Source organism: Mycobacterium ulcerans subsp. shinshuense, from assembly GCF_002355775.1.
Taxonomy (GTDB): Bacteria; Actinomycetota; Actinomycetes; order Mycobacteriales; family Mycobacteriaceae; genus Mycobacterium; species Mycobacterium marinum.
The window spans coordinates 3452745-3479726 of sequence record NZ_AP017624.1 but is presented as its reverse complement, the minus strand read 5'-3'; the positions used below and the strand labels follow the sequence as shown (position 1 = coordinate 3479726).

Below are 26982 nucleotides of genomic sequence, written 5' to 3'. Positions count from 1 at the left end.
TGCCGGATTGGGGCTAGATCCGGCCCCATGACTCGATAACCTGCAAGGGTGAGTTTTCGGGTATGAAAGGTACGCCGCGGGCGATACCTAAGCCGCCCGCCGGCGCGTCCCGCACCACTAGAACAGGTGACGACATGAAGCGATACAGCACCCGCCCGCGACGACTTCGTGTCTCCGCTCTGGCTGCGGTAGCCAACCCGTCATACGCACGTGTTGATACGTGGAACCTGCTCGACGACGCGTGCTGTCACCTCGCCGAGGTCGACCTGGCCGGGATGGACATCACCCACGACATGGCGAAAGTGCGGCGGCTGATGGACCGCATCGGCGCCTACGAACGGTATTGGCTTTATCCGGGCGCACAGAACCTGGCAAATTTTCGCGCACACCTGGAAAGCAAGTCCACGGTGCGGCTCAAAGAAGAGGTCTCCCTGGCGGTCCGTCTGCTGGGTGAATATGGTGACCGCACAGCACTTTTCGATACTTCGGCGCCGCTGGCCGAGCAGGAACTGGTGGCCCAGGCCAAGCAGCAGCAGTTCTACACCGTGCTGGTTGCCGATGATGCGCCCACATCGGCGCCCGACTCGTTGGCCGAGCACCTTCGGGCATTGCACAATCCGTCTGACGACGTCCAGTTCGAAGTCCTGCTCGCCCCGAGTGTCGAGGACGCGATCACCGCGGTCGCACTCAACGGCGAGATACAGGCCGCAATCATCCGGCACGACCTGCCACTTCGGTCCCGGGACCGGCTGCCGCTGATGAACGCACTGCTGGGGGCCAACGATGACGTGGTTGCCCCCGATAGCCCGCACGACTGGATCGAATGTGGGGAATGGATCAGGGAGCTGCGCCCGCACATCGACCTCTACCTGCGCACCGACGAGTCGATCGCAGCCGGGGCCGAGGACGATCCGGACGTATACGACCGGACTTTCTACCGGCTCAACGATGTCACCGATCTGCACAGTACGGTGCTGGCCGGACTACGGAACCGGTTCGCCACACCGTTTTTCGATGCTCTGCGGGCCTACGCTGCGGCTCCGGTAGGCCAGTTCCACGCGCTTCCGGTCGCGCGCGGCGCCAGCATCTTCACTCCAAGTCGCTGCAGGACATGGGGGAGTTCTACGGCCGCAACATCTTCATGGCCGAGACGTCGACCACGTCGGGCGGTCTGGATTCGCTGCTGGACCCGCACGGCAACATCAAGAAGGCCATGGACAAGGCGCCAGTACCTGGAACGCCGACCACACCTATTTCGTCACCAACGGCACCTCGACCGCGAACAAGATTGTCGTGCAGTCCCTCACCCGACCGGGCGACATCGTGCTGATCGACCGCAACTGTCACAAGTCGCACCACTACGGCCTGGTGCTCGCCGGTGTCTACCCGCTGTATCTGGACGCCTATCCGCTGCCCCCGTTCGCCATCTATGGGGCGGTATCGCTGCACACGATCAAGCAGGTGCTGCTCGACCTGGAGGCGGCCGGACAGCTGCACAAGGTGCGCATGCTGCTGTTGACCAACTGCACCTTCGACGGCGTCGTCTACGACCCGCGGCTGGTCATGGAGGAGGTGCTGGCGATCAAGCCGGATATCTGTTTCCTCTGGGACGAGGCCTGGTACGCGTTTGCCACCGCGGTCCCATGGGCCCGGCAGCGCACCGCGATGGTGTCCGCGGAGTACCTCGAATCAATGTTGGCCTCTGACGAATACGGCGCCGTATACGAGAAGTGGCGCGCCTCCATGCAAGGGATTCCGCGGCCGCAGTGGGCCGAGCACCGATTGCTGCCGGATCCGAAACGGGCACGGGTGCGCGTCTACGCCACGCACTCCACCCACAAGTCGCTCTCGGCGCTGCGGCAGGCATCGATGATCCACGTCCGTGACCAGGACTTCAACGCCCTGACCCGCGACGCGTTCGGCGAGGCGTTTTTGACTCACACCTCGACCTCGCCCAACCAGCAACTGCTGGCCTCGCTGGACCTGGCGCGCCGCCAGGTCGATATCGAGGGATTCCAATTGGTCCGGCAGGTCTACGACATGGCGCTGGTGTTTCGGCACCGTGTTCGTAAAGACCGCCTGATCAGCAAGTGGTTCCGCATTCTCGACGAAGCCGATCTGGTTCCCGAGGAGTTCCGGGCCTCATCGGTCAGCTCCTACCGCCAAGTCAGACAGGGAGCTCTGGCCGAGTGGAACGAGGCATGGCGATCGGATCAGTTCGTGCTGGACGCCACCCGGGTCACCCTGTTCATCGGGAGCACCGGGATGAACGGATACGACTTCCGCGAGAAGATCTTGATGGAGCGATTCGGGATCCAGATCAACAAGACGTCGATCAACAGCGTGCTGCTGATCTTCACCATCGGAGTGACCTGGTCGAGCGTTCACTACCTGCTCGACGTGTTGCGCCGGATCGCCACGGACTTCGATCGGAGCCAGCGGGCGGCCAGCGCGGCCGACTGGGCGCTGCATGAGCGTCGCGTTGAGGAGATCACCCAGGACTTGCCGCATCTGCCCGACTTCAGCGAGTTCGACATTGCGTTCCGCCCCGATGATGCGAGCAGTTTCGGCGACATGCGGTCGGCCTTCTACGCCGGCTATGACGAATCCGACCGCGAGTACGTCCAGATCGGCATGGCCGGGCGCCGCCTGGCCGAGGGCAGAACATTGGTCTCCACCACATTCGTCGTGCCTTACCCTCCGGGCTTCCCGGTGCTGGTCCCGGGCCAGGTGGTGTCCAAAGAGATCGTCTACTTCCTGGCTCAGCTCGACGTCAAAGAAATCCATGGCTACAACCACGAACTCGGGTTGTCGGTGTTCACCGACGTCGCGCTGAAACGGATGGAGGCGGCTCGCAATGTGATCGCCTCGGCGGGCGCGGAGCTGCCGGCCTTCGAGCTTGCGCCGGCTTCTTCGGTTGTCAACGGTGACGGTGTGCTTCAGGCCGTCGCCGACGACGCCTGACGCAGCTAGGGCAGCCGCGGATACCGGGGCAGCTCGATGAACTCGGCGATGGTGAACCACTTTCTTTCGGCGAAGAAGCGAAACGGCCAGCGCTGCATGTACTTCATCGCCGCAGCGTTTGACCGGATCTCGGACTCCGACATCGGCAGAAAGCGATCGATGCTGTTCGGCAGGTCCTGACAGTTGGCTACATACGGCCGCAGCACGGTCTCGTAGCGGGCCAACGCGGCCGCCAGCGCGGCCTCGTCGATGCCGTCGCCGTGGGCCGGGCCCAACTCGCCGGCCAGCACGTATGCACCCACCAGCGCCAGGCTGGTGCCCATGCCGCTCAGCGGCGATGCGCAGTAGCCGGCGTCGCCGACCAGCGTGACCCGTCCGCGTGACCACGCGTCCAGATGAATCTGGACGATCGCGTCCAGGTAGAAGTCATCGGCCTCGCGCGCCGCGGCGATCAGCGCGTCGGATTGCCAGCCGGCACCGGCGAAGCGGGCGGCGAGCAGATCGCGTTGGGCGTCCAGGTCGCCACGGAAGTAGCGGATCGGAGCGGAGCGAAATGCCAGTCCGGCCTTGGCTGTCGCGGGATCGTGCGACGGGCGCATCGACGCGTTGAGCCCTCCGGGGGCCTGGTACATCAGGTACCAGCCGTTGAGGCCGACCGTGTCGGGTGCGCTGAACCAGGCGTTGTAGCCGCCCAGCGGCCGGGCGAACTGCTCTTCGGGGCCAAAGGCCAGCCGTCGGACACCCGAGTGTGGACCGTCGGCGCCGACCACCAGATCCGCCCGCACCGTCGTCCCGTCGGACAGCCTCGCCTGGACCGCGTCGCCCGACGGTGCCAGATCGGTGATGCGGGTACCGAATCGGTAGTCGGTGCCGGCGGCGGTGGCCCGGTAGAGCACCGCGGCCAGGTCACCGCGCAGAATCTCGAGCTCGCTGACCGGTCCGTTGCCGTGGAAGGCCTCAACCGGCATCTCGGCGCGGCGCCGGCCGTCCGCCCGTATCCAGGCGATGCCGCGCTGGCGCAGGGTGCGCTGGCGCATCTGCTCCAGCAGTCCCATCCGTTCGATGACCAGCCGTCCGGCCCCCCGCAAGTCGACGGTCTGACCGCCCGGGCGGATGTCGTCGGCGAGTTCGGTCACCACCACCTGGTATCCGCTGTGGGTGAGCCAGAATGCCAGCGCCGGGCCGGCGATCCCCGCGCCGCTGATCAGGACGATCGGCTTCGCCATGGGGCTCAGCCTAGGGCAGCGGTTCCAGTGGGCGCGAAGCTGTGCTCAGGGGGCAAACCGTGGCATCGGGGCGCGGTTGAGCCGCAGGATCCTGGTGTACAGCAGACTGTCGTTGGGTTCGGGACCCATGGTCGGATAGACGGCGTGACGGCAGAGTCTGGCCTCCAGGACGAACCCGGCGCGCTGCAGCAGCCGCGCCGACCGGGCGTTGTCGATGTGGCATGTTGCCCAGACGCGGCACCCGGCGGCGTCGGCCGGCAGCCCGGCCAGCAACAGGCTCAGCGCCTCGGACATGAAACCCATGTCCCACCATTGCCGGCCCAGACAGTAGCCAATCTCGATCGAGCGGGGCGCGTCCCTTCGGCAGCTGATCAGGCCGACGATCTCGCCGCTGCCGTGTAGCGAGATCACCCAATTGCGTTCGTAGCGGCTCCGGCTGAGCTGGTTGATCAGCACTCGGCGGGTTTCCGCCACGTTGCGGTGTGCTCTCCACAGCAGGAAGCGGGTGACTTCGGGATCTTTGGCGATTTTCTTGTATATCGGGTCGGCGTCGTCGAGTTTGGGTGGCCGCAGGAGCAGACGCCGCCTGTCCAGGTATCGAGGGGGGAAGTGGGCCATCTCGACCTCGCGCCGCTACAGTCCGAGCGCGCGGTAGGTGCGCCGGACGAACCGGGGTTGTGCCGTGCGCAGCTTGGCCAGCCCCGGGTTGCCCGCGACCGCAGCCGCCGCGTTCACGGACAAGTCGGGACAATGCTGAATCAGATACAGCAGGATCAGGTCGGCGCCAGGATCGGCCTGCCACCAGGTCCCGTAGGCACCGGGCCAGCTGAAGGTGCCAAGCCCGCCCGGGCCGAACAGTGGAGTGGACTGAACCGGGTCGGTCACCACCGACAGGTTCAGCCCGAACCCGCGGCCCACCCAGAAGGGCGCCCCGAGAAAGTTGTGTCGCTTGTGCTCGTCGCTGAGCCGGTCGGTGCGCATCAGCCGCACCGACTCCGGTGAGAGCACCCGAACGCCGTCGATCGTCCCGTCGCCGAGCAGTAGCCGGACAAATCTCAGGTAGTCGTCGGCGGTTGACCACAATCCGCCGCCGGCGTTGCAGAACGACGGAGGCCGCACGTGCGGCGGGCCCATGACGTCGTGTCGTAGCTGGTCCAGCTCGTCGAGGCGGTACATGGTTGCGGCGCGGCGCTGGGCCTGTGTCGACACGAAGAAGCCGGTGTCGGTCATGCCGGCCGGGCCCAGTATTCGCTCGTCGAGCACCTGGTAGAAAGGCTTGTCGTCGATGCGGGACATGATGACGCCGAGCAGATCGATGGCGTGGCTGTAGGTGACCCGCTCGCCGGGCTGGTGCACCAGTGGCAGCGCGGCGAGTTCGGCCAGCCAGGCGTCGGAACCATGACCAAATGGCAATCGCATGTACGCCCGGGAAATGTCCCCGGACACCGAAAAACTGTAGGCCAGCCCGCTGGTGTGGGTCAGCAGGTCCTCGATGAGGATCGGCCGTCGGGTGGGGTGCGTGCGGTCCAACGGGCCGTGCGGGTCGTCAAGCACCCGGATGTCGCGCAACTCGGGCGCCCAGCGTGTGATCGGGTCACGCAGGGCTATTTTGCCCTCGTCGACCATGCTCATGGCCGCGGCAACGGTGACGGGTTTGGTCATGGACGCGATGCGAAACAGCGTGTCGCGCTGCATCGGCAGGCCCGCCTCGACGTCTCGGTAGCCGATTTCGTTGACCTGCAGTACTTCTCCGTGCTGCCAAACCACGGTCACTGCGCCGGAGAGCAATCCGGCATCGCAGACCTCGCGGATATCAGCCTGGTTGGCGTCGAGATTCATCGGATTGAGGTTAGCCGCTGGCGGTCGGCGGGTCAGGCGGCGGCCGTCCGATGGTTTGCGGGCGCCGGCGAACCACGCCGCGCGTGGACCGCGCCAACGAGGTCGGGCAACGCCCACGGCTTCGCGGTGGTGCCGGATTGATTGCTAGTTCTGCGAAAGGCCTTCTCGGTCAGTGGTCGCGTGTTACTGTCGCGCTCTCCGGCAAATGTGATCTGGGGAACATACTGTGAGGGCAATGGCGCGCGAATGACTGCAGTGTTGTTGCTGGTGAACCAGGGTGCGGGGTGCAGTCACCAAGACCCGCCACCATGGACGGGGCCGAACTGGCTGGCGCTGTCCATGTGCTACGACGAGGGTAGCGACCCGCTGCTCATTACCACCGGTTGGATAACTCAGCAAAGGTTGGCCATGAATGGCTTGATCTCCCAAGCGCACACCTCCCACCGACTTCTCTCCCGTCCCTGCCGTCGATTCTCGACCCCGACGTCTGTCGCAATCCTGTTTGCGACGGCACTTGTCGCAACGGTCATGACCGGGTGCGGGCACAAATCCACAACGGCAACCTCGCAAACCCCAGGGGCGTCGGGAACCTCTGCCACCACGGCGACATCCGGGGCCACGGGCGCCCCATCACCACAAGCCCAGCAGATCTTGCAAGACAGTTCCAAGGCGACCAAGGGTCTGCATTCGGTTCACGTCGCGGTGAACGTCACCGATCTACCGAAGCTGCCGTTCGAAAGCGTGAATGCCGACGTGACCAATCAGCCGCAGGGCAACGGCCAGGCGGTAGGCAATGCCAAGGTCCGGATGCAGCCGGATGCTCCGGCCGTCGCGACCGACTTCCTGGTCACGAACAAGACCATGCACACCAAGAACGGCGAGACCTACACGTCGGTCGGTCCGGCCCATAGGATCTACGACCCGGGCATCATCCTGGACAAGGACCGTGGCCTGGGTGCGGTGATCGCACAGGTGCAGAACCCGAAGATCGAAGGAAACGAAACGGTCGACGGCATGGCAACCGTCAAGGTGTCGGGCACCATCGACGGCGCGGTGATCGATCCGATCGTGCCTCAGTTGGGTAAGGACGGGGGGACGATGCCGATCACCCTGTGGATCGTTGACACCAGTGCCCAGGCTCCGGCGAGTTCGACCGCCGAGTCGCCGGCACCGGAGCCGCCGGCGGCAAACCTGGTCCGGATGGTGGTCGACAAAGGCCAGGGCAACGTCGAGCTAACCCTGTACAACTGGGGTGTCCCGGTGACCATCCCCAACCCGACGGGGTAACACGGCAGCGGTGGACTTCGGATTGAGAACCGGCCCGGAAACGCAGCATGGGGGAAAGGGCTGCCGGTAGTTTCCGGGCCGGCTCTCGTCGGTGGTTCGCCGTGCGGGCGCAACAGATCTGGTGCCGCGTCGTTGCAGACACCCCAGTTCCGCGATCCGGAATTCCGTTGAGAATCCTCCAAGGTCGTCGCTCCAGTATTGGGGTCACTTCGCCGGAAATGGCGATTAGCAACCGATCTCACCCGACCACACCTGGAGGAATACGAATGCCGAACGACCTCCCAGAAGTTCAGGAGCGCCCTGGGCTACGTCCTGCTCCTCCGCCCGGAGGGCCGCCGATGGCCGACGTATGGGTCTACAACGGAAGGGCCTACGACCTCAGCGATTGGATTTCCAAACACCCCGGCGGCGCCTTCTTCATCGGGCGGACCAAGAACCGCGACATCACCGCCATCAGCGCCGCCTACCATCGCGACCCGGCCAAGATCGAGCGGATGCTGCAACGATATGCGTTGGGGCGCGACGCGACTCCCAGAAATATCCATCCCAAGCACAACGCGCCGGCGTTCTTGTTCAAAGACGATTTCAACAGTTGGCGCGATACCCCCAAGTACCGCTTTGACGACCGGAACGACCTGATGCACCGCGTCAAAGCCCGGCTGAACGAGCCCGCGCTGGCCGCCCGGATCAAGCGCACGGATCGACTTTTCAACATCGTTGTGGCGCTGCTGGCGGTTGCCTATTTCGCCGTGCAGGGTCTGCGATTGCTCGACACCCGATGGATGCCGTTGCCGGCCTTCGTGACCGCGATGGTGTTGTTGCGCAGCTCGCTTGCCGGCTTCGGTCACTACGCCTTGCACCGCGCCCAACGGGGCGTCAACAGGGTGCTCGGGAATAGCTTCGATATGAACTATGTGGCACTGGCTTTGGTGACCGCTGACGGACATACCCTGCTGCACCACCCGTACACGCAAAGCGATGTGGACATCAAGAAGAACGTGTTCACCATGATGATGGGACTGCCCCGGTTGTATCGGATCCCGGTGCATACCATTCACAAGTTCGGCCACATGTTCACCGGCATGGCCATTCGGATTGCCGACGTATGGAAAATCACCCGCAAGGTAGGTGTACAAGAGTCCTACGGAAGCTGGCGTGCGGCGCTGCCGCACTTCCTCGGCTCGTCGGGAGTGCGGCTGCTGTTGGTCACCGAGCTGGTGGTGTTCACCCTGGCGGGCGATTTTTGGGCCTGGGCCCTGCAATTCATCGTGACGCTGTGGGTCAGCACCTTCTTGGTGGTCGCCAGCCACGAGTTCGAGGACGACTCGGCGGAGGGTGTCGAGCAGGGCGAGGACTGGGGTGTGGACCAAGTCGTGCACGCCAACGACCTCACGGTGATCGGGAATCGCTACGTTGACTGCTTTTGTCCGCGGGGTTGAGTTCGCACCGCGTTCATCACGTGCTGCCGTTCCAGCGCAGCAGATTTGCCAACATTGTCACCGAGGACGTGTTGCGGGAAGAGGCTGCAAGGTTCGGTGTCGAGTGGCTTGCGCCGAAGAGCTTCGTCGCGGACCGACTGCCCAAGCTCTGCCGCTCATATCTGTTGGCACCGTCCCGGCAGGCCAGGGAGCAAGGTTGGGGCCTGATCCGTGAGCATTGCTCACCCGCAGCCTGGAAAGCCAGCGCCAGCTACGTGGTCGCCGGCTTCGTCGGAATCGGGTCGGTATGAGCACCGCAGCCGAGGGCGGCGCAATCCGCCGGGCCGGCCACGAGCCGCGTTACGACCTCGCGCAATTGCCGCCGGCACCGCCCACCACGGTGGCCGTTATCGAAGGCATGGCCACCGGCGCCCCGCAACGGGTGGTTGCTCAGGCCGACGCCGCCGCTCGTGTTTCTGAGTTGTTTGTTGATCCGCAACAGCGGGAACGAATTTCGCGGATATATGACAAGACCCGGATTGATACCCGCAGGATGGCAGTGGATCCGCTCGACGACGAGTTCGACGAGTTCCGGCGCGAGCCGGCAACGATCCGGGACCGGATGAACCTGTTCTATCAGCACGCCGTACCGCTGGCGGTCGACGTGGCCGCCCGTGCCCTCGACGGCCTCCCATACGCCGCCGACGAGATCGGCCAGCTGGTGTTCGTCACCAGCACCGGTTTCATTGCACCGGGCGTGGATGTAGAGATCGTCAAGCAGCTCGGTCTGCCCCGGTCGATATCGCGGGTGGTGGTCAACTTCATGGGTTGTGCTGCCGCAATGAACGCCATTCGCACCGCGACGAACTACGTCCGAGCCCACCCGAGCATGAAGGCATTGGTGGTGTGCATCGAATTGTCCTCGGTGAATGCGGTTTTCGCCGATGACATCAACGACGTCGTAATCCACAGTTTGTTCGGAGATGGCTGCGGCGCATTGGTCATTGGAGCCAGCCAGGTCCAGCAGCCGCTGCCCGCTGGCAACGTGGTGATCCGCAGCAGCTTCAGCCAGCTGCTCGACGACTCCGAGGACGGGATCGTGCTTGGGGTCAATCACGACGGCATCACGTGTGAACTGTCGGAGAATCTGCCCAGCTACATCTACCGTTCGGTCGACCCGGTGGTCGCAGAGATGTTGCGGGACAACGGGTTGAGCAAGGCCGATATCGATCTGTGGGCGATACATCCGGGTGGGCCGAAGATCATCGAGCAGTCGGCACGCTCGTTGGGGATTCCCGTCGGGCGAGCCGTGCAGAGCTGGGATGTACTAGCCCAGTTCGGCAACATGTTGAGCGTATCGCTGATCTTCGTGCTGGAAATGATGGTTGCGCAGGCCGAGTCGGACAAACCCATCTCAACGGGTGTGGCGTTCGCCTTCGCCCCGGGTGTCACGGTCGAAGGCATGCTGTTCGACACCATCCGCCGCTGATGGCCGCTGCCCAGCCGAGAACCCAACCAGCCGAGACCATGCTGAGCAGGAGAAGTGTCGTGCCAATCGCATCCGATGAAATGGGCAACAATCACCCGCCTCCGGCGCCGTCATCCGGTCAGTTCCGGACCGATGACCGGGTTGCCTACCGCTCCTGGATGAGCGACAACCTGCGCTGGGATAGCTTGACGTTGCGGGACGGCGACATCGTGATCTCGGCACCGCCGAAGTGCGGCACCACCTGGACGCAACGCCTGATTTCCCTGCTCATCTTCGATGGGCCGCAGCTGCCGGCGCCGATGCACTTGGTGTCGCCGTGGCTGGACTTGACCGCCCGGCCGGTGCAGGAGGTCGCCGCCGCACTCGACGCCCAGCCCCATCGCCGGTTCATCAAGACCCACACGCCGCTGGACGGCTTGGTGCTCGAGGATCGGGTCACCTATATCGGGGTGGGGCGCGATCCCCGCGATGCCGCGGTCTCGATGCTGATGGACCAGCACCGGATGCGGGCGCTGCACGAGGTGCTGGGGCCGCCAGGTGAGCGATTCGCGCCCCCGGGTTTGGACTTCGACGGCGAGTTCAGCCCGCTCGATGTGATGCGGCGCTGGCTGGAAGGGCCCAACGTACCCACCGAGGGGGTCGCTTCGTTGGCCACCATCCTGCATCACTTCGCCATGTTCTGGGACCGGCGCAGGCAGCCCAACGTCGCGATGTTCCACTACGCGGACTACCGGGCGGACCTCGTCGGTGAACTGTTGCGCCTCGGCTCGGTCCTGGGTACCGAGCTGGGTCCCGATCGCGCCGCGGAGTTGGCCGAACACGCCACCCTCGACGCCATGCGCGCGCACGCCGATGCGCTTGCTCCCGCGGCCACCCGCGGCGTCTTACCCGGGCACCAGCCGCGTACCGAAGCCCCCTTCTTCCGGGCCGGTGGACGTGGCCAGTGGCACGACATTTTCACCGCCGCCGAGCATCGGCGTTACGGCGAACGCGCGGCCGAATTGGCCGGGAATCTGGGCGGCCCGGAGTTCCTCGACTGGGCTCACCGGGGTCGCGGGGACCGCCGTGGCCCCGTCGGGCGGGGGAGTCCTGATGGCCACCCGAGTTGGGTATCGCTCGTGGATCAGCGACAACCGGCGTTGGGACGCGCTGGAGCTGCGCGAGGGCGACATCGTGATTTCGGCACCGTCGAAGTGCGGCGTCACGTTGACCCAGCGCCTGGTGTCGCTGCTGGTCTTCGATGGACCGCAGTTGCCGGGGCCGCTGGCCGAGGTTTCGCCATGGCTGGATAGGACGGTCCGGCCGGTGAACGAGGTTGTTGCCGCCCTCAACGCGCAGGGCCACCGCCGATTCATCAAGACCCACACGCCGCTGGACGGCGTGGTGCTCGATGACCGGGTCACCTACATCGGTGTGGGCCGCGACCCGCGCGACGCCGCGATGTCGGAGCTTTTCCAGTGGGGCAACATGAACCACGCCAACCTCAACCGGAGGGGGTCCGCCGCCGGCGATCGACAGGATGATCCCACGCCCATCCAGGCCTTCCGGGCCTGGATGGAAGGGCCGATCATGCCCCCGGAAGGCCCGGTTGCACCCCCACCTTCGGCGATCGCGCCGCCCCCCGGCCCCGGATTCCCGCCTCCGCACGGGGGACCGGGCCCGATGCCGCCCATGGCCAAACACATGGGCTCGCTGTCCAACATCCTGCATCACTTCAACACGGTCTGGTCGCGACGTCAGCTGCCCAACGTGTCGATGTTCCATTACACCGACTACCGCGCCGACCTCGTGGGTGAGCTGATCCGCCTGGCGGGGGTCCTGGGCTGCTCCCTTGGCCGCGATCGTGCCGAGGAGCTCGCGCAGCATGCCACGCTGAACTCGATGCGTGCGCGCGCCGCCGAACTCGCCCCCGAGTCCACCGAAGGCATTTGGCGCAGCAACGAGCGCTTTTTCCGGGCCGGTGGTAGCGGCGAATGGCAGGAGTTCTTCGACGAGCGCGTCTATCGCCGCTACTACGATCGCATCAACCAGCTGGCCGCGCCGGATCTGCTGGCCTGGGCGCATGAGGGTCGCCGGGGCTGTGATCCCGCCGGGCCGGTGGGCTGAGCTGCGCTAGTTTTGCCGCCGCGCGCGGACGTACCAGAAGGCCAGCTCGATGGGCTGCCCGTCGGATCCACCGAGTTGGCGGTTCACCGTGACCGGATCCAGCGCCGCGATCTCCCAGCCCGCACCGCCTAGCACGTCGCGCAGCGTCTGCTCGGGCACCGCCGGGCGCGGCTGTTGTTCGTTGGGCGGGTTGGCATCGCAGAAGCAACTCATCAGCAGGGTGGCGCCAGGTCTGGTGGCGCGGTGCACCGCGGCCGCATAGCTGCGCTTGCCCTCGTCGTCGAGGCAGTGGAACATGCCGCTGTCGATCAAGGTGTCGAAGGCGTCGGTGTAACCGTCGAGCTTGGTGGCGTCGGCCACCGCAAACGTGACGTGCACGCCCGCGTCATCGGCTCGGCGCGCCGCGGTGATCAGCGCGGTCGGGGAAATGTCCAGGCCGGTCACCGGGTGTCCGTGCGCAGCCAGGTAGATCGCGTTGTCGCCCAGCCCACAACCGATGTCCAGCACGTCGCCGTGCACCCAGCCGCCGGCTTGCCAGGCGATGACATTTTCTTTGGGAGCCTTGGTATCCCACGGGGGCGTCGTCATCGGCGCAACGCCCCGGCGCGGGCTCTCGCCGCGGTACAGCGCAGCAAAATCCATCTGTTGCAGCCCGGCGGGAAAACCGGTGGAATCCCCAGAAGCGGTGGAGTCCCTCACCTATGCCAGGGTATCCCCACGGCGGGCCCCGCATCGTGGCCGCGGGCGCGCAATGCTACGGTGTCGGGCAGTCGACATCCTTTAACGACCCGTCCGGAGAGGCGGAGAAGGAGGTCAGGTTCTCGCATGGGTGCCGCCAATGATGCCGTGGATGGCAGGGAGTTGATGTCCGCGGCCGACGTCGGTCGAACTATTTCCCGCATTGCGCACCAGATCATCGAAAAGACCGCGCTGGATAGCCCGGACTCGCCACGCGTCGTGTTGCTCGGGATCCCGACTCGCGGTGTGATCCTGGCGTCGCGGTTGGCGGCCAACATCGGTGAATACAGTGGCATCGAGGTCGACCATGGTGCGCTGGACATCACGCTGTATCGCGATGATCTGATGAGCAAACCGCCGCGGCCGCTGGAGGAGACCGAGATCCCGGCCGGCGGCGTCGACGACGCCTTGGTGATTCTGGTCGATGACGTGCTCTACTCCGGGCGCTCGGTGCGCTCGGCGCTGGACGCGTTGCGCGATGTCGGGCGGCCGCGATCGGTCCAGCTGGCCGTGTTGGTCGACCGCGGGCACCGGGAACTGCCGGTGCGCGCGGACTACGTGGGCAAGAACGTGCCCACCGCCCGCAGCGAAAGCGTGCATGTCCAGTTCAGCGAACACGACGGCCACGATGGGGTGGTGATCTCTCGATGACACCCAGGCATCTGCTGGCGGCGGGCGACTTGAGCCGCGACGACGCCATTGCGATCCTTGACGACGCCGACCGCTTCGCGCAGGCCCTGGTTGGTCGTGAGGTCAAGAAGTTGCCGACGCTGCGCGGTCGCACCGTGGTGGCGATGTTTTACGAGAACTCGACACGAACCCGGGTGTCCTTCGAGGTGGCCGGTAAGTGGATGAGCGCGGACGTGATCAATGTCAGCGCGAGCGGGTCCTCGGTCAGCAAGGGCGAGTCGCTGCGCGACACCGCGCTGACCCTGCGTGCGGCTGGCGCCGACGCCCTGATCATCCGGCACCCCGCGTCCGGGGCGGCGCGGCTGCTCGCCGATTGGACCGCCGGCCAATCCGACGGTGGCCCTTCGGTGATCAACGCCGGCGACGGCACTCACGAGCACCCGACGCAGGCGCTGCTGGACGCCCTGACCATCCGGCAGCGGCTCGGTGGCATCGAGGGCCGGCGCGTCGTCATCGTCGGCGACATCCTGCACAGCCGGGTGGCCCGCTCCAACGTCACGCTGCTGCACACGCTGGGTGCCGAGGTGGTGCTGGTGGCGCCGCCCACCTTGCTGCCGGTGGGTGTCGCGGATTGGCCGGTCACCGTATCCCATGACCTTGACGCCGAGCTTCCCGCCGCCGACGCGGTGCTGATGCTGCGGGTGCAGGCCGAGCGGATGAACGGCGGATTCTTCCCCTCGGTGCGGGAGTACTCGACCTTGTACGGTCTGTCCGACCGTCGGCAGGCGATGCTGGGCGGTCACGCGGTGGTGCTGCATCCCGGGCCGATGCTGCGCGGCATGGAGATCGCCTCATCGGTTGCCGACTCGTCACAGTCGGCTGTGTTGCAACAGGTTTCCAACGGAGTCCACATACGCATGGCGGTGCTGTTCCATGTCCTGGTTGGACTCGAGTCGGCTGGGGAAGAGGGTGCGGCGTGAGCGTTCTGCTGCGCGGAGTGCGGTTGTACGGCGAGGGCGAACGGGTCGACGTGCTCGTCGACGACAACCAGATCGCTGACATCGGGACCGGACTGGCCATCCCCGATACGGCGGATGTCATCGATGCCACCGATCACGTGCTGCTGCCGGGGCTGGTCGACCTGCACACCCACCTGCGCGAGCCGGGCCGCGAATATGCCGAGGACATCGAGACCGGTTCGGCGGCAGCAGCGCTGGGTGGCTACACGGCGGTGTTCGCGATGGCCAACACCCATCCGGTGGCCGACAGTCCGGTGGTCACCGACCACGTCTGGCACCGGGGACAGCAGGTCGGTTTGGTCGACGTACATCCCGTCGGCGCCGTCACGATCGGGCTCGCCGGAACTGAACTCACCGAGATGGGCATGATGAATGCCGGTGTCGCCGCGGTGCGGATGTTCTCCGACGACGGGATCTGCGTGCACGACCCGCTGATCATGCGCCGCGCTCTCGAATACGCCACCGGCCTGGGTGTGCTGATCGCCCAGCACGCCGAGGAGCCCAGGCTGACCGTCGGTGCGGTCGCCCACGAAGGCCCGAATGCCGCGCAGTTGGGCCTGGCGGGTTGGCCCAGGGCGGCTGAGGAATCGATTGTGGCCCGCGACGCGCTGCTGGCCCGAGACGCGGGCGCGCGGGTGCACATCTGCCACGCCTCCACCGTGGGAACCGTCGAAATATTGAAATGGGCTAAATCACAAGGTATTTCGATCACAGCGGAGGTTACTCCGCATCACCTGCTGCTCGATGACCGCAGACTGTCCGGCTACGACGGGGTGAATCGGGTCAATCCACCGCTGCGCGAGGCGTCTGATGCGATGGCGCTGCGACAGGCGCTGGCCGACGGGATCATCGATTGTGTGGCCACCGATCACGCGCCGCACGCCGAGCACGAGAAATGCGTCGAGTTCTCCGCGGCGCGCCCGGGCATGCTCGGGCTGCAGACCGCGCTGTCGGTGGTGGTGCAGACGATGGTGCAGCCGGGTCTGCTGAGCTGGCGCGATGTCGCGCGGGTGATGAGCGAGAACCCGGCGCGAATCGTGGGGCTGCCCGATCATGGCCGGCCGCTCGAGGTAGGGGAGCCGGCCAACCTGACCGTGATTGATCCCGACGCCACCTGGACTGTCACCGGGGCCGACCTGGCCAGCCGCTCGGCCAACACCCCGTACGAGTCGATGACCTTGCCCGCCCGGGTCACGGCGACGCTGTTGCGTGGAAAGATCACCGCCAGGGACGGAAAGAGCCCGGCATGAACTCAGGCACGCTGATCGGCTCCCTGATCTTTGCGGCCGTGCTGGCGGTGTTGATCGCGATGGTGATCAGGGGCTGGCGGCGTCGCGCGCGACTGCAAAGCGAGCTGATCGGTGCGTTGCCCGACCTGCCCACCGCGGTGGGTCCCGCGTCGGTCATCACTTGCGGCATGTACGTCGGTTGCACCCTGGCGCCGGCGTCCAACCACCGGGTTGTGGTCGGCGACCTCGGGTACCGCAGCCGGGCGGAACTGACCCGTCATCCGGACGGAATTCTGGTGAAACGTGCGCGGGCGCAGCCGATTTGGATCCCACAGGATTCGATCACCGCGGTACGCACCGAGCGCGGAATCGCCGGCAAGATCGCGGCGCGCGACGGGATACTGGCAATCCGGTGGCGGCTGCCATCAGGTACTGAGATCGACACCGGGTTCCGGGCAGACAATCGTGACGAGTACGACGGCTGGCTAGCAGGCTGGCTTCAGCCCCGAACGGAGGGAATCGTGTGAGCAAAGCCTTGCTCGTACTTGAAGATGGCCGAGTCTTCACCGGAATGTCATTCGGTGCGGTTGGCCAAACACTGGGGGAAGCCGTTTTCAGCACCGGCGTGTCCGGCTATCAGGAGACGCTGACCGATCCCAGTTACCACCGCCAGATCGTGGTGGCCACCGCCCCGCAGATCGGCAACACCGGCTGGAACGACGAGGACGGCGAGAGCCGCGGCGACAAGATCTGGGTCGCGGGCTACGCGGTACGTGACCCGTCGCCGCGCGCCTCCAACTGGCGCTCATCGACGACACTGGAAGACGAGCTCATCCGCCAGTGCATCGTGGGGATCGCCGGCATCGACACCCGCGCAGTGGTGCGTCATCTACGCAGCCGCGGCTCGATGAAGGCCGGTGTGTTCTCCGGTGCGGCCCTGACCGCCGGCACGCAAGTAGCCGAGCTGGTCGAGCGGGTGGCTGCCCAACCCCCGATGCTGGGTGCCGATCTCGCCGGAGAGGTCAGCACCCCCGAGGCGTACATCGTCGAACCAGAAGGGCCGCAGCGTTTTACCGTGGTTGCCCTGGACCTCGGTATCAAGACCAACACGCCGCGCAACTTCGCCCGGCGCGGCGTTCGCAGCCATGTGCTGCCCTCGTCGGTGACCTTCGATCAGATCGCCGATATCAAGCCAGACGGCGTGTTCTTGTCCAACGGACCCGGCGATCCGGCGACCGCAGACCATGTCGTGTCGCTGACCCGTGAGGTGCTCGGTGCCGGAATCCCGCTGTTCGGTATCTGCTTCGGCAACCAGATCCTCGGCCGAGCGCTGGGATTATCGACCTACAAGATGGTGTTCGGGCACCGGGGCATCAACATTCCGGTCATCGACCACGCCATCGGGAGAGTCGCGGTAACCGCGCAGAACCACGGTTTCGCGCTGGAAGGGGAGGCCGGGCAGTCTTTCGAGACGCCGTTCGGCCGGGCCGCTGTCAGCCACACCTGCGCCAATGACGGTGTGGTCGAGGGGGTCAGACTGGTTGACGGCCGCGCATTCTCGGTGCAGTACCACCCCGAGGCCGCGGCGGGCCCACACGATGCCGAGTACCTGTTCGATCAGTTTGTTGACCTGATGGCGGGGGACCGCTGATGCTCATCGCCGCGAGCGGGTGCCCCCAGCTGACACGCTGGGTTCGGCGCAAGACCGCGCACCTTCGCGTCCAAACCTTAGGGGGCTGCTAGTGCCGCGCCGCACCGATTTACACCACATTCTGGTCATCGGCTCGGGGCCGATCGTCATCGGCCAGGCTTGCGAGTTCGACTACTCCGGAACCCAGGCGTGCCGGGTACTGCGCGCCGAGGGCCTACAGGTCAGTCTGGTCAACTCCAATCCGGCGACGATCATGACCGACCCCGAGTATGCTGACTTCACCTACGTCGAGCCAATTACCCCAGAGTTCGTCGAGCGGGTCATCGCTCAGCAAGCCGAGCGCGGCAACAAGATTGACGCCGTGCTGGCCACCCTGGGTGGGCAGACCGCCCTGAACACCGCCGTCGCTCTACACGAGAACGGGGCGCTGGAACGCTACGGCGTCGAGCTGATCGGTGCCGATTTCGAAGCCATTCAGCGCGGCGAGGACCGGCAGCGGTTCAAGGACATCGTTGCCAAGGTCGGGGGTGAATCCGCCCGCAGCCGAGTGTGTTTCACCATGGACGAGGTTCGCGAGACCGTTGCCGAGCTGGGCCTTCCAGTGGTGGTGCGGCCCAGCTTCACCATGGGCGGGTTGGGCTCGGGTATGGCTTACTCCGCCGACGAGGTGGATCGGATGGCCGGCGCCGGGCTGGCCGCCTCGCCCAGCGCCAATGTGCTCATCGAGGAATCGATCTACGGCTGGAAAGAATTCGAACTCGAGCTGATGCGCGATGGCCACGACAACGTGGTGGTGGTGTGCTCGATCGAGAACCTCGACCCGATGGGCGTGCACACCGGCGACTCGGTCACCGTTGCGCCGGCCATGACGCTGACCGATCGGGAATACCAGCGGCTGCGTGACTTGGGGATTGCGATCCTGCGCGAGGTCGGGGTGGACACCGGCGGCTGCAACATTCAGTTTGCGGTCAACCCCCGAGACGGCCGGCTGATCGTCATCGAGATGAACCCGCGAGTATCGCGGTCAAGTGCGTTGGCGTCCAAGGCGACCGGGTTTCCGATCGCCAAGATCGCCGCGAAGCTGGCCATCGGATACACGCTCGACGAGATCGTCAACGACATCACCAAAGAAACGCCGGCCTGCTTCGAACCCACCCTGGACTACGTCGTGGTCAAGGCGCCGCGGTTCGCCTTCGAGAAGTTCCCGGGTGCCGATGCCACGCTGACCACCACCATGAAATCGGTGGGCGAGGCGATGTCGTTGGGCCGCAACTTCGTCGAGGCGCTCGGCAAGGTGATGCGTTCGCCGGAAACCAGCCGGGCCGGGTTCTGGACCGCCACCGATCCCGAAGGCGGCCTCGACGACGTCCTGACCAGGCTGCAAACCCCGACCGAAGGTCGGCTCTACGACCTGGAACTGGCGCTGCGGCTGGGGGCCTCGGTCGATCGGGTGGCCGAGGCCAGCGGCGTGGACCCGTGGTTCGTCGCGCAGATCGACGAGCTGGTCGGTTTGCGTGCCGAATTGGTCGACGCGCCGGTGCTCGACGCGGATCTGCTGCGCCACGCCAAACACAGTGGGCTATCCGATCGGCAGATCGCCTCGCTGCGACCCGAACTGGCCGGGGAAGACGGTGTGCGCTCACTGCGCGAGCGGCTGGGCATCCACCCGGTGTACAAGACGGTGGACACCTGTGCCGCCGAGTTCGAGGCCAAGACTCCGTACCACTACAGCAGCTACGAGCTGGATCCGGCGGCCGAGACCGAAGTGGCTCCGCAGATCGACAAACCGAAGGTTCTGATCCTCGGGTCCGGGCCTAACCGCATCGGCCAGGGGATCGAGTTCGACTACAGCTGCGTGCATGCGGCAACCACGTTGAGCCAGGCCGGTTTCGAGACGGTGATGATCAACTGCAATCCGGAGACGGTATCCACCGACTATGACACCGCGGATCGGCTGTACTTCGAGCCGCTGACGTTCGAGGACGTGCTCGAGGTATTTCATGCCGAGGAGCAGTCGGCCGCCGGTGGGGCCGGCGTGGTGGGAGTCATCGTGCAACTCGGCGGCCAGACGCCGCTCGGGCTGGCAGAACGGCTGGCCAACGCGGGGGTGCCGATCGTCGGCACCCCGCCCGCCGCCATCGACCTGGCCGAAGACCGCGGGGCGTTCGGCGATGTGCTGACCGCGGCGGGACTGCCCGCGCCACGCTATGGCACCGCAACCACCTTCGCGCAAGCCCGCCGTATCGCCGAAGACATCGGCTATCCGGTGCTGGTGCGGCCGTCGTACGTGCTGGGTGGCCGGGGGATGGAGATCGTCTACGACGAGGAGACGCTGCGCGGCTACATCACCCGCGCGACCGAACTCTCGCCGGCACATCCGGTGCTGGTCGACCGCTTCCTCGAAGACGCTGTCGAGATCGACGTGGACGCGTTGTGCGACGGGACCGAGGTCTACATCGGCGGGGTCATGGAGCACATCGAGGAGGCCGGGATCCACTCCGGTGACTCGGCGTGTGCCCTGCCGCCGGTGACCTTGGGCCGCAGCGACATTGAAAAGGTTCGCAAAGCCACGGAAGCCATCGCGCATGGCATCGGTGTGGTGGGTCTGCTCAATGTGCAGTATGCGCTCAAAGACGACATCTTGTATGTCTTGGAGGCCAATCCGCGCGCCAGCCGCACCGTGCCCTTCGTGTCCAAGGCCACCGCCGTCCCGCTGGCCAAGGCATGTGCCCGGGTCATGTTGGGCGCCAGTATTTCCCAGTTGCGCGCCGAAGGGATGCTGGCGCGTACCGGGGACGGCGCCAACGCCGACCCGCGTGCCCCGATAGCCGTCAAAGAGGCTGTGCTGCCTTTCCACCGCTTCCGGCGCGCGGACGGCGCGGCCATCGATTCGCTGCTTGGACCGGAGATGAAGTCGACGGGCGAGGTGATGGGGATCGACCGGGACTTCGGCAGCGCCTTTGCCAAGAGCCAGACCGCCGCGTACGGTTCGTTGCCCGCGGCGGGGACCGTGTTCGTTTCGGTCGCCAACCGGGACAAACGCTCACTCGTGTTCCCCGTCAAGCGGCTCGCCGACCTGGGCTTTCGGGTGCTCGCTACCGAGGGCACGGCAGAGATGCTGCGACGCAATGGGATTCCCTGCGACGAGGTTCGCAAGCATTTCGAGGCGCCACAACCCGGACGCCCGGCGATATCCGCCGTCGACGCGATCCGGGCCGGCGAGGTCGACATGGTGATCAATACCCCATACGGGAACTCCGGCCCGCGTGTCGACGGATACGAAATCCGCTCGGTTGCCGTGTCCGTCAACATCCCGTGCGTCACCACGGTGCAGGGCGCGTCGGCCGCGGTGCAGGGCATCGAAGCCGGGATCCGCGGCGATATCGGGGTGAGGTCACTGCAAGAGCTGCACCGCGCCATCGAACAACAGAGCGCGGCCGACGGCGGGGCCCGGTGACCGGATTCGGCGCACGCTTGGCAGAGGCCAAGGCACACCGCGGGCCGCTGTGTTTGGGGATCGATCCCCACCCCGAGTTACTTCGGGCCTGGGATCTGCCGGCCACCGCCGACGGATTGGCCGCGTTCTGCGATATCTGCGTGGCGGCCTTCGCGGGATTTGCGGTGGTCAAGCCGCAGGTGGCGTTTTTCGAAGCGTACGGTGCCGCGGGATTTGCGGTGCTGGAAGGCACGATGGCCGCGCTACGGGCCAATGGTGTGCTGGTCCTGGCGGACGCCAAGCGTGGCGACATCGGGTCGACGATGGCGGCCTACGCGGCGGCCTGGGCGGGCGACTCGCCGCTGGCGGCCGATGCCGTGACTGTCTCGCCCTTTCTGGGGTTCGGCTCGCTGCGGCCCCTGCTCGAGGTTGCGACGGCCAATGATCGGGGTGTGTTTGTGCTCGCGGCTACCTCCAATCCGGAGGGCGCCACCATTCAACGCGCCGACGCGGATGGCCGCACGGTGGCCCAACTGATCGTCGATCAAGTCGGACTCTTCAATAGTGAAGTTGGCGAAGTGACGGGGCCGGAGCCCGGATCGGTTGGTGTGGTCGTCGGCGCAACGGTGCTGAATCCGCCGGATGTGAGCGGGCTGGGCGGACCCGTATTGGTTCCCGGCGTCGGGGTGCAGGGCGGCCGGCCGGAGGCGCTGGGCGGCCTCGGCGGCGCGGCGCCACAACAGCTGTTGCCCGCGGTGTCGCGCGAGGTCCTGCGCGCCGGCCCCAGCATTTCTGAAGTCCGGGCGGCGGCCGAGCGGATGCTGGACTCCGTCGCGTACCTTTCAGCGGTCTAGGTCTTCGGGTCAAGCACGCTCGGCGCCCGTTGCTGTTGGAGTTTCTGTAGCCGCTGACGCCCGGGGTCGATCTGCGTCTGAGCGCCGCCGGAATCCCAGCCCGCTTGCCACCTCACACGTCGGCGCTCGGCAACCGTGCGCGGCAGCCAGGCTCCATGCTTGCCGGAATCCACTCTGAAAAGGCTTGCAGTAAAAGGAAAATCGTCAGATTTCCGTGGTCACCGGGGCTTCGTCGCGGCCCGCCAAACTGCCCGAGTCGGCGTCGGCACGTTCGCATTGGTGCCGGCGCGATCAACTGCGTGTGGCCGTTTGGGCGCCCGCGCCGCGCTGTTGTTCGGGAAACCCCGACGTTGCTGGTCGCATTCGGCTGGACATCCGTACCAGATTTGCTGGGCAGTCGAAATGGACCGATGTTCGTCCGTCGGTGAATGCGGCGCGACGCCCGCGTCGTGAGTCGGCGTGGTGGGGTCTCGGGTCCGCCCCGTTCCGGCAACGTGGACGGGCCCACCGCACGGTTCGAGCATGCGCTGGCCTGCTGATTCGCTCCATTTGCCCCGAACCGCCCGACACGCGCGACACGCCACCGAAATGCGTGATCCATGGCACGTTGGTCGCGGGGGGTTGCTCGGGGTGGCCCGGGGCGGCCCAAACCGGCCGGCGGGCGGTGCGATCGTCGGGCGGCGCCGCCCGCAGATTCCAGTCAAATCGCAAATAACCGCAGCTAGGCATCAATATCTGGGGGTGTGGCCGGACCAGCCCGCTGGGCGCTCGACCCCGTGGTTTGTGGCCGCTCGGGCGTGGCGGCGGAGCGCTGATTCGTCTCGCGGCCGGGGCCCACGCTGGGGATTTGTCACCCAAACCAGGGGGTCGGGTTAGATTTCGTCAGGAACCGTGAGTACGGTCGTCTCCGCTGGCTGTAGTACCAGCCAAGACAAACAAATGATCGATTGATATCGATGAGAGACGGAGGAATCGTGGCCCTTCCCCAGTTGACCGACGAGCAGCGCGCGGCCGCGTTGGAGAAGGCTGCTGCCGCACGTCGAGCGCGAGCAGAGCTCAAGGACCGGCTGAAGCGCGGCGGCACCAACCTCACCCAGGTGCTCAAGGACGCCGAGACCGACGAAGTCTTGGGCAAGATGAAGGTGTCTGCGCTGCTCGAGGCTTTGCCGAAGGTGGGCAAGGTCAAGGCGCAGGAAATCATGACCGAGCTCGAAATCGCCCCGACCCGGCGGCTGCGTGGTCTTGGTGACCGTCAGCGCAAGGCCCTGCTGGAAAAGTTCGGCTCCGCCTAGCCCGCTGCCGACGATGCAGGCCGCTGGGCCTGAGGTGGGGTATCACCCGCTAGCAGGGGTGGTGCGGGCAATCAGCGCCCAAGGATCTAGGCTGCAGTGCCTGGTGGGGGTGCCGACTCAGGAGCGCCGATGAGCGCCGGCGGAGGACCGGGCACAGGACATGTGGTCGTGCTGTCCGGTCCTTCCGCTGTCGGCAAGTCGACGGTGGTCCGCTGTTTGCGTGAGCGGATCCCAAACCTGCACTTCAGCGTTTCGGCCACCACCCGGGCGCCGCGGCCGGGGGAGGTGGACGGCGTGGACTACCACTTCGTCACCCCGGAGAGCTTCCAGCAGATGATCGACCAGGGCGAGTTGCTGGAGTGGGCCGAGATTCACGGGGGATTGCACCGATCGGGCACCCCGGCTCAACCGGTGCGGGAGGCCACGGCCTCCGGAGTTCCGGTGCTGATCGAGGTCGATCTGGCCGGGGCCAGGGCTGTCAAGAAGGCGATGCCCGAGGCCATCAGCGTGTTTTTGGCGCCGCCCAGTTGGGAGGACCTCAAGGCCAGGCTGGTCGGTCGGGGCACTGAGACGCCGGACGTTATTCGTCGCCGGTTACAGACCGCGCAGACCGAACTGGCAGCCCAACCCGACTTCGACAAGGTCGTGGTAAACGGTCGATTGGAATCCGCATGCGCTGAATTGGTATCCTTGCTGGTGAGAACTGTGCCCGGCTCTGGGTGAGTCATCAGCCAGGCAAAGAGCCAGAATTCAGAATCGAGATCTTTACCGTCTTCGCAACGATTTACGCCGCCAGGAGAAAGTCTTAAGTGAGTATTCCGCAGTCCGATGCGCCGTTGGCCGCCGTTTCCGCCGTGGATCAATTCGATCCTTCCTCTGGCGGGGTCGGTGCCTACGACACCCCGCTGGGCATCACCAATCCGCCCATTGACGAGTTGCTGGATCGCGTCTCGAGCAAATACGCCCTGGTGATTTATGCGGCGAAGCGGGCTCGGCAGATCAACGACTACTACAACCAGCTCGGCGAGGGCATCCTGGAATACGTCGGGCCGTTGGTGGAGCCGGGCCTGCAGGAAAAGCCGCTATCGATCGCGATGCGTGAGATCCACGCCGATCTGCTCGAGCACACTGAGGGCGAGTAACAGGGCAGGCCCCGGATGGACCGTAAGCGGATCGTCGTCGGCGTCTCTGGGGGTATCGCCGCGTACAAGGCGTGCACGGTCGTCCGTCAACTGACTGAGGCCGGTCATCACGTCCGGGTCATCCCCACCGAATCTGCGCTCCGTTTTATCGGGGCGGCCACCTTCGAGGCGCTCTCCGGTCAGCCCGTGCACACCGGGGTGTTCGACGACGTGCCGGCGGTGCCGCATGTTCAAATCGGTCAGCAGGCTGACCTGGTCGTGGTCGCCCCGGCGACGGCTGATCTGCTGGCCCGGGCGGTAGCCGGGCGCGGAGACGATCTGCTGACAGCAACTCTGCTCACGGCCCGGTGTCCGGTGATGTTCGCTCCAGCGATGCACACCGAGATGTGGCTGCATCCGGCCACCGTCGACAATGTGGCCACGCTGCGCCGTCGTGGCGCGGTGGTGCTCGAACCCGCATCCGGGCGGCTGACCGGCAGTGACACCGGCGCCGGACGCTTGCCCGAGGCCGAGGAGATCACCACCCTGGCCCAGCTGCTGCTGGAACGCCATGATGCGTTGCCCTACGACCTGGCCGGCCGCAAGGTGTTGGTGACCGCCGGTGGCACCCGGGAGCCGATCGATCCGGTGCGCTTCGTGGGCAACCGCAGCTCCGGTAAGCAGGGTTACGCCGTCGCGCGCGCCGCTGCCCAGCGGGGCGCCGAGGTGACGTTGATCGCGGGGCACACCACCGGGTTGATCGACCCGGCCGGTGTCGAGGTGGTGCACGTCAGCACCGCGCAGCAACTCGATGACGCCGTCTCCAAGCACGCACCCACCGCGGACGTGCTGGTGATGGCCGCCGCCGTTGCCGACTTTCGGCCGGCGCAAGTTTCCACCGCCAAGATCAAAAAGACTGCCGACAGTCCACCGGTGATCGAACTCCTGCGCAACGACGATGTGTTGGCCGGTGCGGTGCGTGCGCGCGAGGATGGGCAGCTGCCCAAGATGCGTGCCATCGTTGGTTTTGCCGCCGAGACCGGTGACGCCAACGGGGATGTGCTGTTTCACGCCCGACAGAAGCTGCGGCGAAAAGGCTGCGACTTGCTGGTCGTCAACGCCGTGGGCGGTGACAGGGCCTTTGAGGTGGACAACAACGACGGCTGGCTATTGGCCGCCGATGGAACCGAGGCGGCGCTGCAGCACGGGTCGAAGACGCTGATGGCAAGCCGTATCGTTGACGCAATAGTTACGTTCCTGGATAGCTGTCGCGGGTAGTCGATCCACGGGCTCGGTGCTGTACAGCGGCTGGACAGGTCCTGAACGATGCCTTGCTCGAGTGGACTAGCGCAAATTGATGTCTGAGGATATAATTCGGCTAACTAATTATCGGAAGGATGCAGATAGTGCGTGAAAAGGGTCGCCTTTTTACCAGTGAGTCGGTGACGGAAGGACATCCCGACAAGATCTGTGACGCGGTCAGCGACTCGGTCCTCGACGCGCTTCTGGCGGCGGACCCCCGCTCGCGTGTTGCAGTTGAGACCCTGGTGACCACCGGGCAGGTGCACGTGGTGGGTGAGGTCACGACGACCGCCAAGGAGGCGTTCGCTGACATCACCAATATCGTTCGCGAACGCATCCTCGACATCGGCTACGACTCGTCGGACAAGGGCTTCGACGGGGCATCCTGCGGAGTGAACATCGGTATCGGAGCCCAGTCGCCCGACATCGCACAAGGTGTTGATACCGCCCATGAGGCCCGCGTCGAGGGCGCTGCGGATCCGTTGGACGCGCAAGGCGCCGGCGACCAGGGCCTGATGTTCGGTTACGCGATCAACGACACCCCGGAGCTGATGCCGCTGCCGATCGCGCTGGCTCACCGGTTGTCGCGGCGACTGACCGAGGTCCGCAAGAACGGTGTGCTGCCCTACTTGCGCCCGGATGGCAAGACTCAGGTCACCATCGCCTACGAGGACCGGGTGCCGGTGCGGCTGGACACGGTGGTCATTTCGACCCAGCATGCGGACGACATCGACCTGGTGAAGACGCTGGATCCCGACATTCGCGAGCAGGTGCTCAAGACCGTGCTCGACGACCTGGCCCACGACACCCTGGATGCCTCGGCGGTGCGGGTGCTGGTCAACCCGACCGGAAAGTTCGTCCTTGGCGGACCGATGGGCGATGCGGGCCTCACCGGCCGCAAGATCATCGTCGACACCTACGGCGGGTGGGCCCGGCACGGTGGTGGCGCATTCTCCGGCAAGGATCCGTCCAAGGTGGACCGCTCGGCGGCGTACGCGATGCGCTGGGTGGCCAAAAACGTGGTCGCAGCAGGACTGGCCGAGCGGGTCGAGGTACAGGTGGCCTACGCCATCGGCAAAGCCGCCCCGGTCGGCCTGTTCGTGGAGACATTCGGCTCCGAGGCTGTCGACCCGGTCAAGATCGAGAAGGCCATCGGTGAGGTGTTCGACCTGCGGCCTGGCGCGATCATTCGCGACCTGAACCTGCTACGGCCCATCTATGCGCCCACCGCCGCTTACGGGCACTTCGGTCGCACCGATGTCGACCTGCCGTGGGAGCGGCTCGACAAGGTTGACGACCTCAAGCGCGCCATCTAGGTTTCCGGCACGAGCAGACGCGGAATCGCGCGCGGGATCCCCGCGCAATGCGATTCCGCGTCTGC

General features: G+C 65.8%; 19 protein-coding genes and 3 pseudogenes. 18 read left to right on the top strand and 4 right to left on the bottom strand.

Annotation, left to right across the window (positions count from 1 at the left end):
- Window positions 1-134: 134 nt before the first annotated feature.
- Window positions 135-2964: pseudogene (locus SHTP_RS15530) on the top strand (aminotransferase class I/II-fold pyridoxal phosphate-dependent enzyme).
- A gap of 5 nt (window positions 2965-2969) precedes the next feature.
- Here the strand turns inward: SHTP_RS15530 and SHTP_RS15525 are convergent.
- The 3 genes from SHTP_RS15525 to SHTP_RS15515 are packed head-to-tail and all read right to left on the bottom strand — an operon-like array spanning window position 2970 to window position 6029.
- Window positions 2970-4190, bottom strand: a complete 1221-nt coding sequence (locus tag SHTP_RS15525) for an FAD-dependent monooxygenase (RefSeq protein ID WP_096371071.1) — start codon at window positions 4188-4190, stop codon at window positions 2970-2972.
- Between the two features lie 45 nt (window positions 4191-4235).
- Window positions 4236-4808, bottom strand: coding sequence for a GNAT family N-acetyltransferase (locus SHTP_RS15520; protein ID WP_096371070.1), 573 nt, complete (start codon window positions 4806-4808; stop codon window positions 4236-4238).
- Between the two features lie 15 nt (window positions 4809-4823).
- Window positions 4824-6029 carry a serine hydrolase domain-containing protein gene (locus SHTP_RS15515; RefSeq protein ID WP_071497941.1) on the bottom strand — a complete coding sequence of 402 codons (1206 nt, stop codon included), beginning with the start codon at window positions 6027-6029 and terminating at the stop codon, window positions 4824-4826.
- 408 nt (window positions 6030-6437) lie between these two features.
- Between SHTP_RS15515 and SHTP_RS15510 the strand changes: the two genes are divergently transcribed.
- The 5 genes and pseudogenes from SHTP_RS15510 to SHTP_RS15490 all read left to right on the top strand — a co-directional run bounded on the left by SHTP_RS15510 (window position 6438) and on the right by SHTP_RS15490 (window position 12329).
- Window positions 6438-7316, top strand: coding sequence for an LppX_LprAFG lipoprotein (locus tag SHTP_RS15510; RefSeq protein ID WP_096372502.1), 879 nt, complete (start codon window positions 6438-6440; stop codon window positions 7314-7316).
- 266 nt (window positions 7317-7582) lie between these two features.
- Window positions 7583-9045, top strand: a pseudogene (locus tag SHTP_RS15505) (fatty acid desaturase).
- The gene (locus SHTP_RS15500; protein WP_096371069.1) at window positions 9042-10223 is read left to right on the top strand and encodes a type III polyketide synthase; all 1182 of its coding nucleotides are present in this window, start codon (window positions 9042-9044) and stop codon (window positions 10221-10223) included. Before SHTP_RS15505 ends, SHTP_RS15500 begins: the two are co-directional and overlap by 4 nt.
- 80 nt (window positions 10224-10303) lie before the next feature.
- Window positions 10304-11278: pseudogene (locus SHTP_RS15495) on the top strand (sulfotransferase domain-containing protein); the annotation flags it as partial.
- A 37-nt stretch (window positions 11279-11315) separates the two neighbouring features.
- Entirely contained in the window at window positions 11316-12329 is a 1014-nt protein-coding gene (locus SHTP_RS15490) for a sulfotransferase domain-containing protein (protein ID WP_172900555.1), read from the top strand.
- Window positions 12330-12335: 6 nt separating this feature from the next.
- Here SHTP_RS15490 and SHTP_RS15485 read toward each other — a convergent pair whose 3' ends face one another.
- Entirely contained in the window at window positions 12336-12971 is a 636-nt protein-coding gene (locus SHTP_RS15485) for a class I SAM-dependent methyltransferase (RefSeq protein ID WP_172900554.1), read from the bottom strand.
- A gap of 183 nt (window positions 12972-13154) precedes the next feature.
- On the opposite strand from SHTP_RS15485, the gene pyrR reads away from it, so the two are divergent.
- From pyrR to metK, 12 genes are all read left to right on the top strand, one after another.
- Complete coding sequence (gene pyrR / locus SHTP_RS15475; protein WP_012393958.1) at window positions 13155-13718, top strand: bifunctional pyr operon transcriptional regulator/uracil phosphoribosyltransferase PyrR; 564 nt, start codon at window positions 13155-13157, stop codon at window positions 13716-13718.
- Window positions 13715-14677: an aspartate carbamoyltransferase catalytic subunit gene (locus SHTP_RS15470; RefSeq protein ID WP_096371066.1), complete on the top strand. Its 963-nt coding sequence runs from the start codon at window positions 13715-13717 to the stop codon at window positions 14675-14677. Before pyrR ends, SHTP_RS15470 begins: the two co-directional genes overlap by 4 nt.
- Window positions 14674-15966 carry a dihydroorotase gene (locus SHTP_RS15465; protein WP_096371065.1) on the top strand — a complete coding sequence of 431 codons (1293 nt, stop codon included), beginning with the start codon at window positions 14674-14676 and terminating at the stop codon, window positions 15964-15966. Before SHTP_RS15470 ends, SHTP_RS15465 begins: the two co-directional genes overlap by 4 nt.
- Entirely contained in the window at window positions 15963-16472 is a 510-nt protein-coding gene (locus SHTP_RS15460; protein WP_096371064.1) for a PH-like domain-containing protein, read from the top strand. The genes SHTP_RS15465 and SHTP_RS15460 overlap by 4 nt, the downstream gene beginning before the upstream one ends.
- A complete protein-coding gene (carA, locus tag SHTP_RS15455) occupies window positions 16469-17596 on the top strand; it encodes a glutamine-hydrolyzing carbamoyl-phosphate synthase small subunit (RefSeq protein ID WP_096371063.1) in 1128 nt (375 codons plus the stop codon). The genes SHTP_RS15460 and carA overlap by 4 nt, the downstream gene beginning before the upstream one ends.
- Window positions 17597-17687: 91 nt before the next feature.
- Entirely contained in the window at window positions 17688-21053 is a 3366-nt protein-coding gene (gene carB, locus SHTP_RS15450) for a carbamoyl-phosphate synthase large subunit (protein WP_096371062.1), read from the top strand.
- A complete protein-coding gene (gene pyrF, locus SHTP_RS15445) occupies window positions 21050-21886 on the top strand; it encodes an orotidine-5'-phosphate decarboxylase (protein WP_012393964.1) in 837 nt (278 codons plus the stop codon). Before carB ends, pyrF begins: the two co-directional genes overlap by 4 nt.
- A gap of 974 nt (window positions 21887-22860) precedes the next feature.
- Complete coding sequence (mihF, locus tag SHTP_RS15440; protein WP_015355818.1) at window positions 22861-23178, top strand: integration host factor, actinobacterial type; 318 nt, start codon at window positions 22861-22863, stop codon at window positions 23176-23178.
- A 129-nt stretch (window positions 23179-23307) separates the two neighbouring features.
- Window positions 23308-23901, top strand: coding sequence for a guanylate kinase (gmk, locus tag SHTP_RS15435; protein ID WP_012393966.1), 594 nt, complete (start codon window positions 23308-23310; stop codon window positions 23899-23901).
- A gap of 86 nt (window positions 23902-23987) precedes the next feature.
- Window positions 23988-24320, top strand: coding sequence for a DNA-directed RNA polymerase subunit omega (rpoZ, locus tag SHTP_RS15430; protein WP_012393967.1), 333 nt, complete (start codon window positions 23988-23990; stop codon window positions 24318-24320).
- A gap of 15 nt (window positions 24321-24335) precedes the next feature.
- On the top strand, window positions 24336-25577 hold the full coding sequence (coaBC, locus tag SHTP_RS15425) for a bifunctional phosphopantothenoylcysteine decarboxylase/phosphopantothenate--cysteine ligase CoaBC (protein WP_096371061.1): 1242 nt from the start codon (window positions 24336-24338) through the stop codon (window positions 25575-25577).
- 128 nt (window positions 25578-25705) lie between these two features.
- Window positions 25706-26917, top strand: coding sequence for a methionine adenosyltransferase (metK, locus tag SHTP_RS15420; RefSeq protein ID WP_096372500.1), 1212 nt, complete (start codon window positions 25706-25708; stop codon window positions 26915-26917).
- Window positions 26918-26982: the final 65 nt, after the last annotated feature.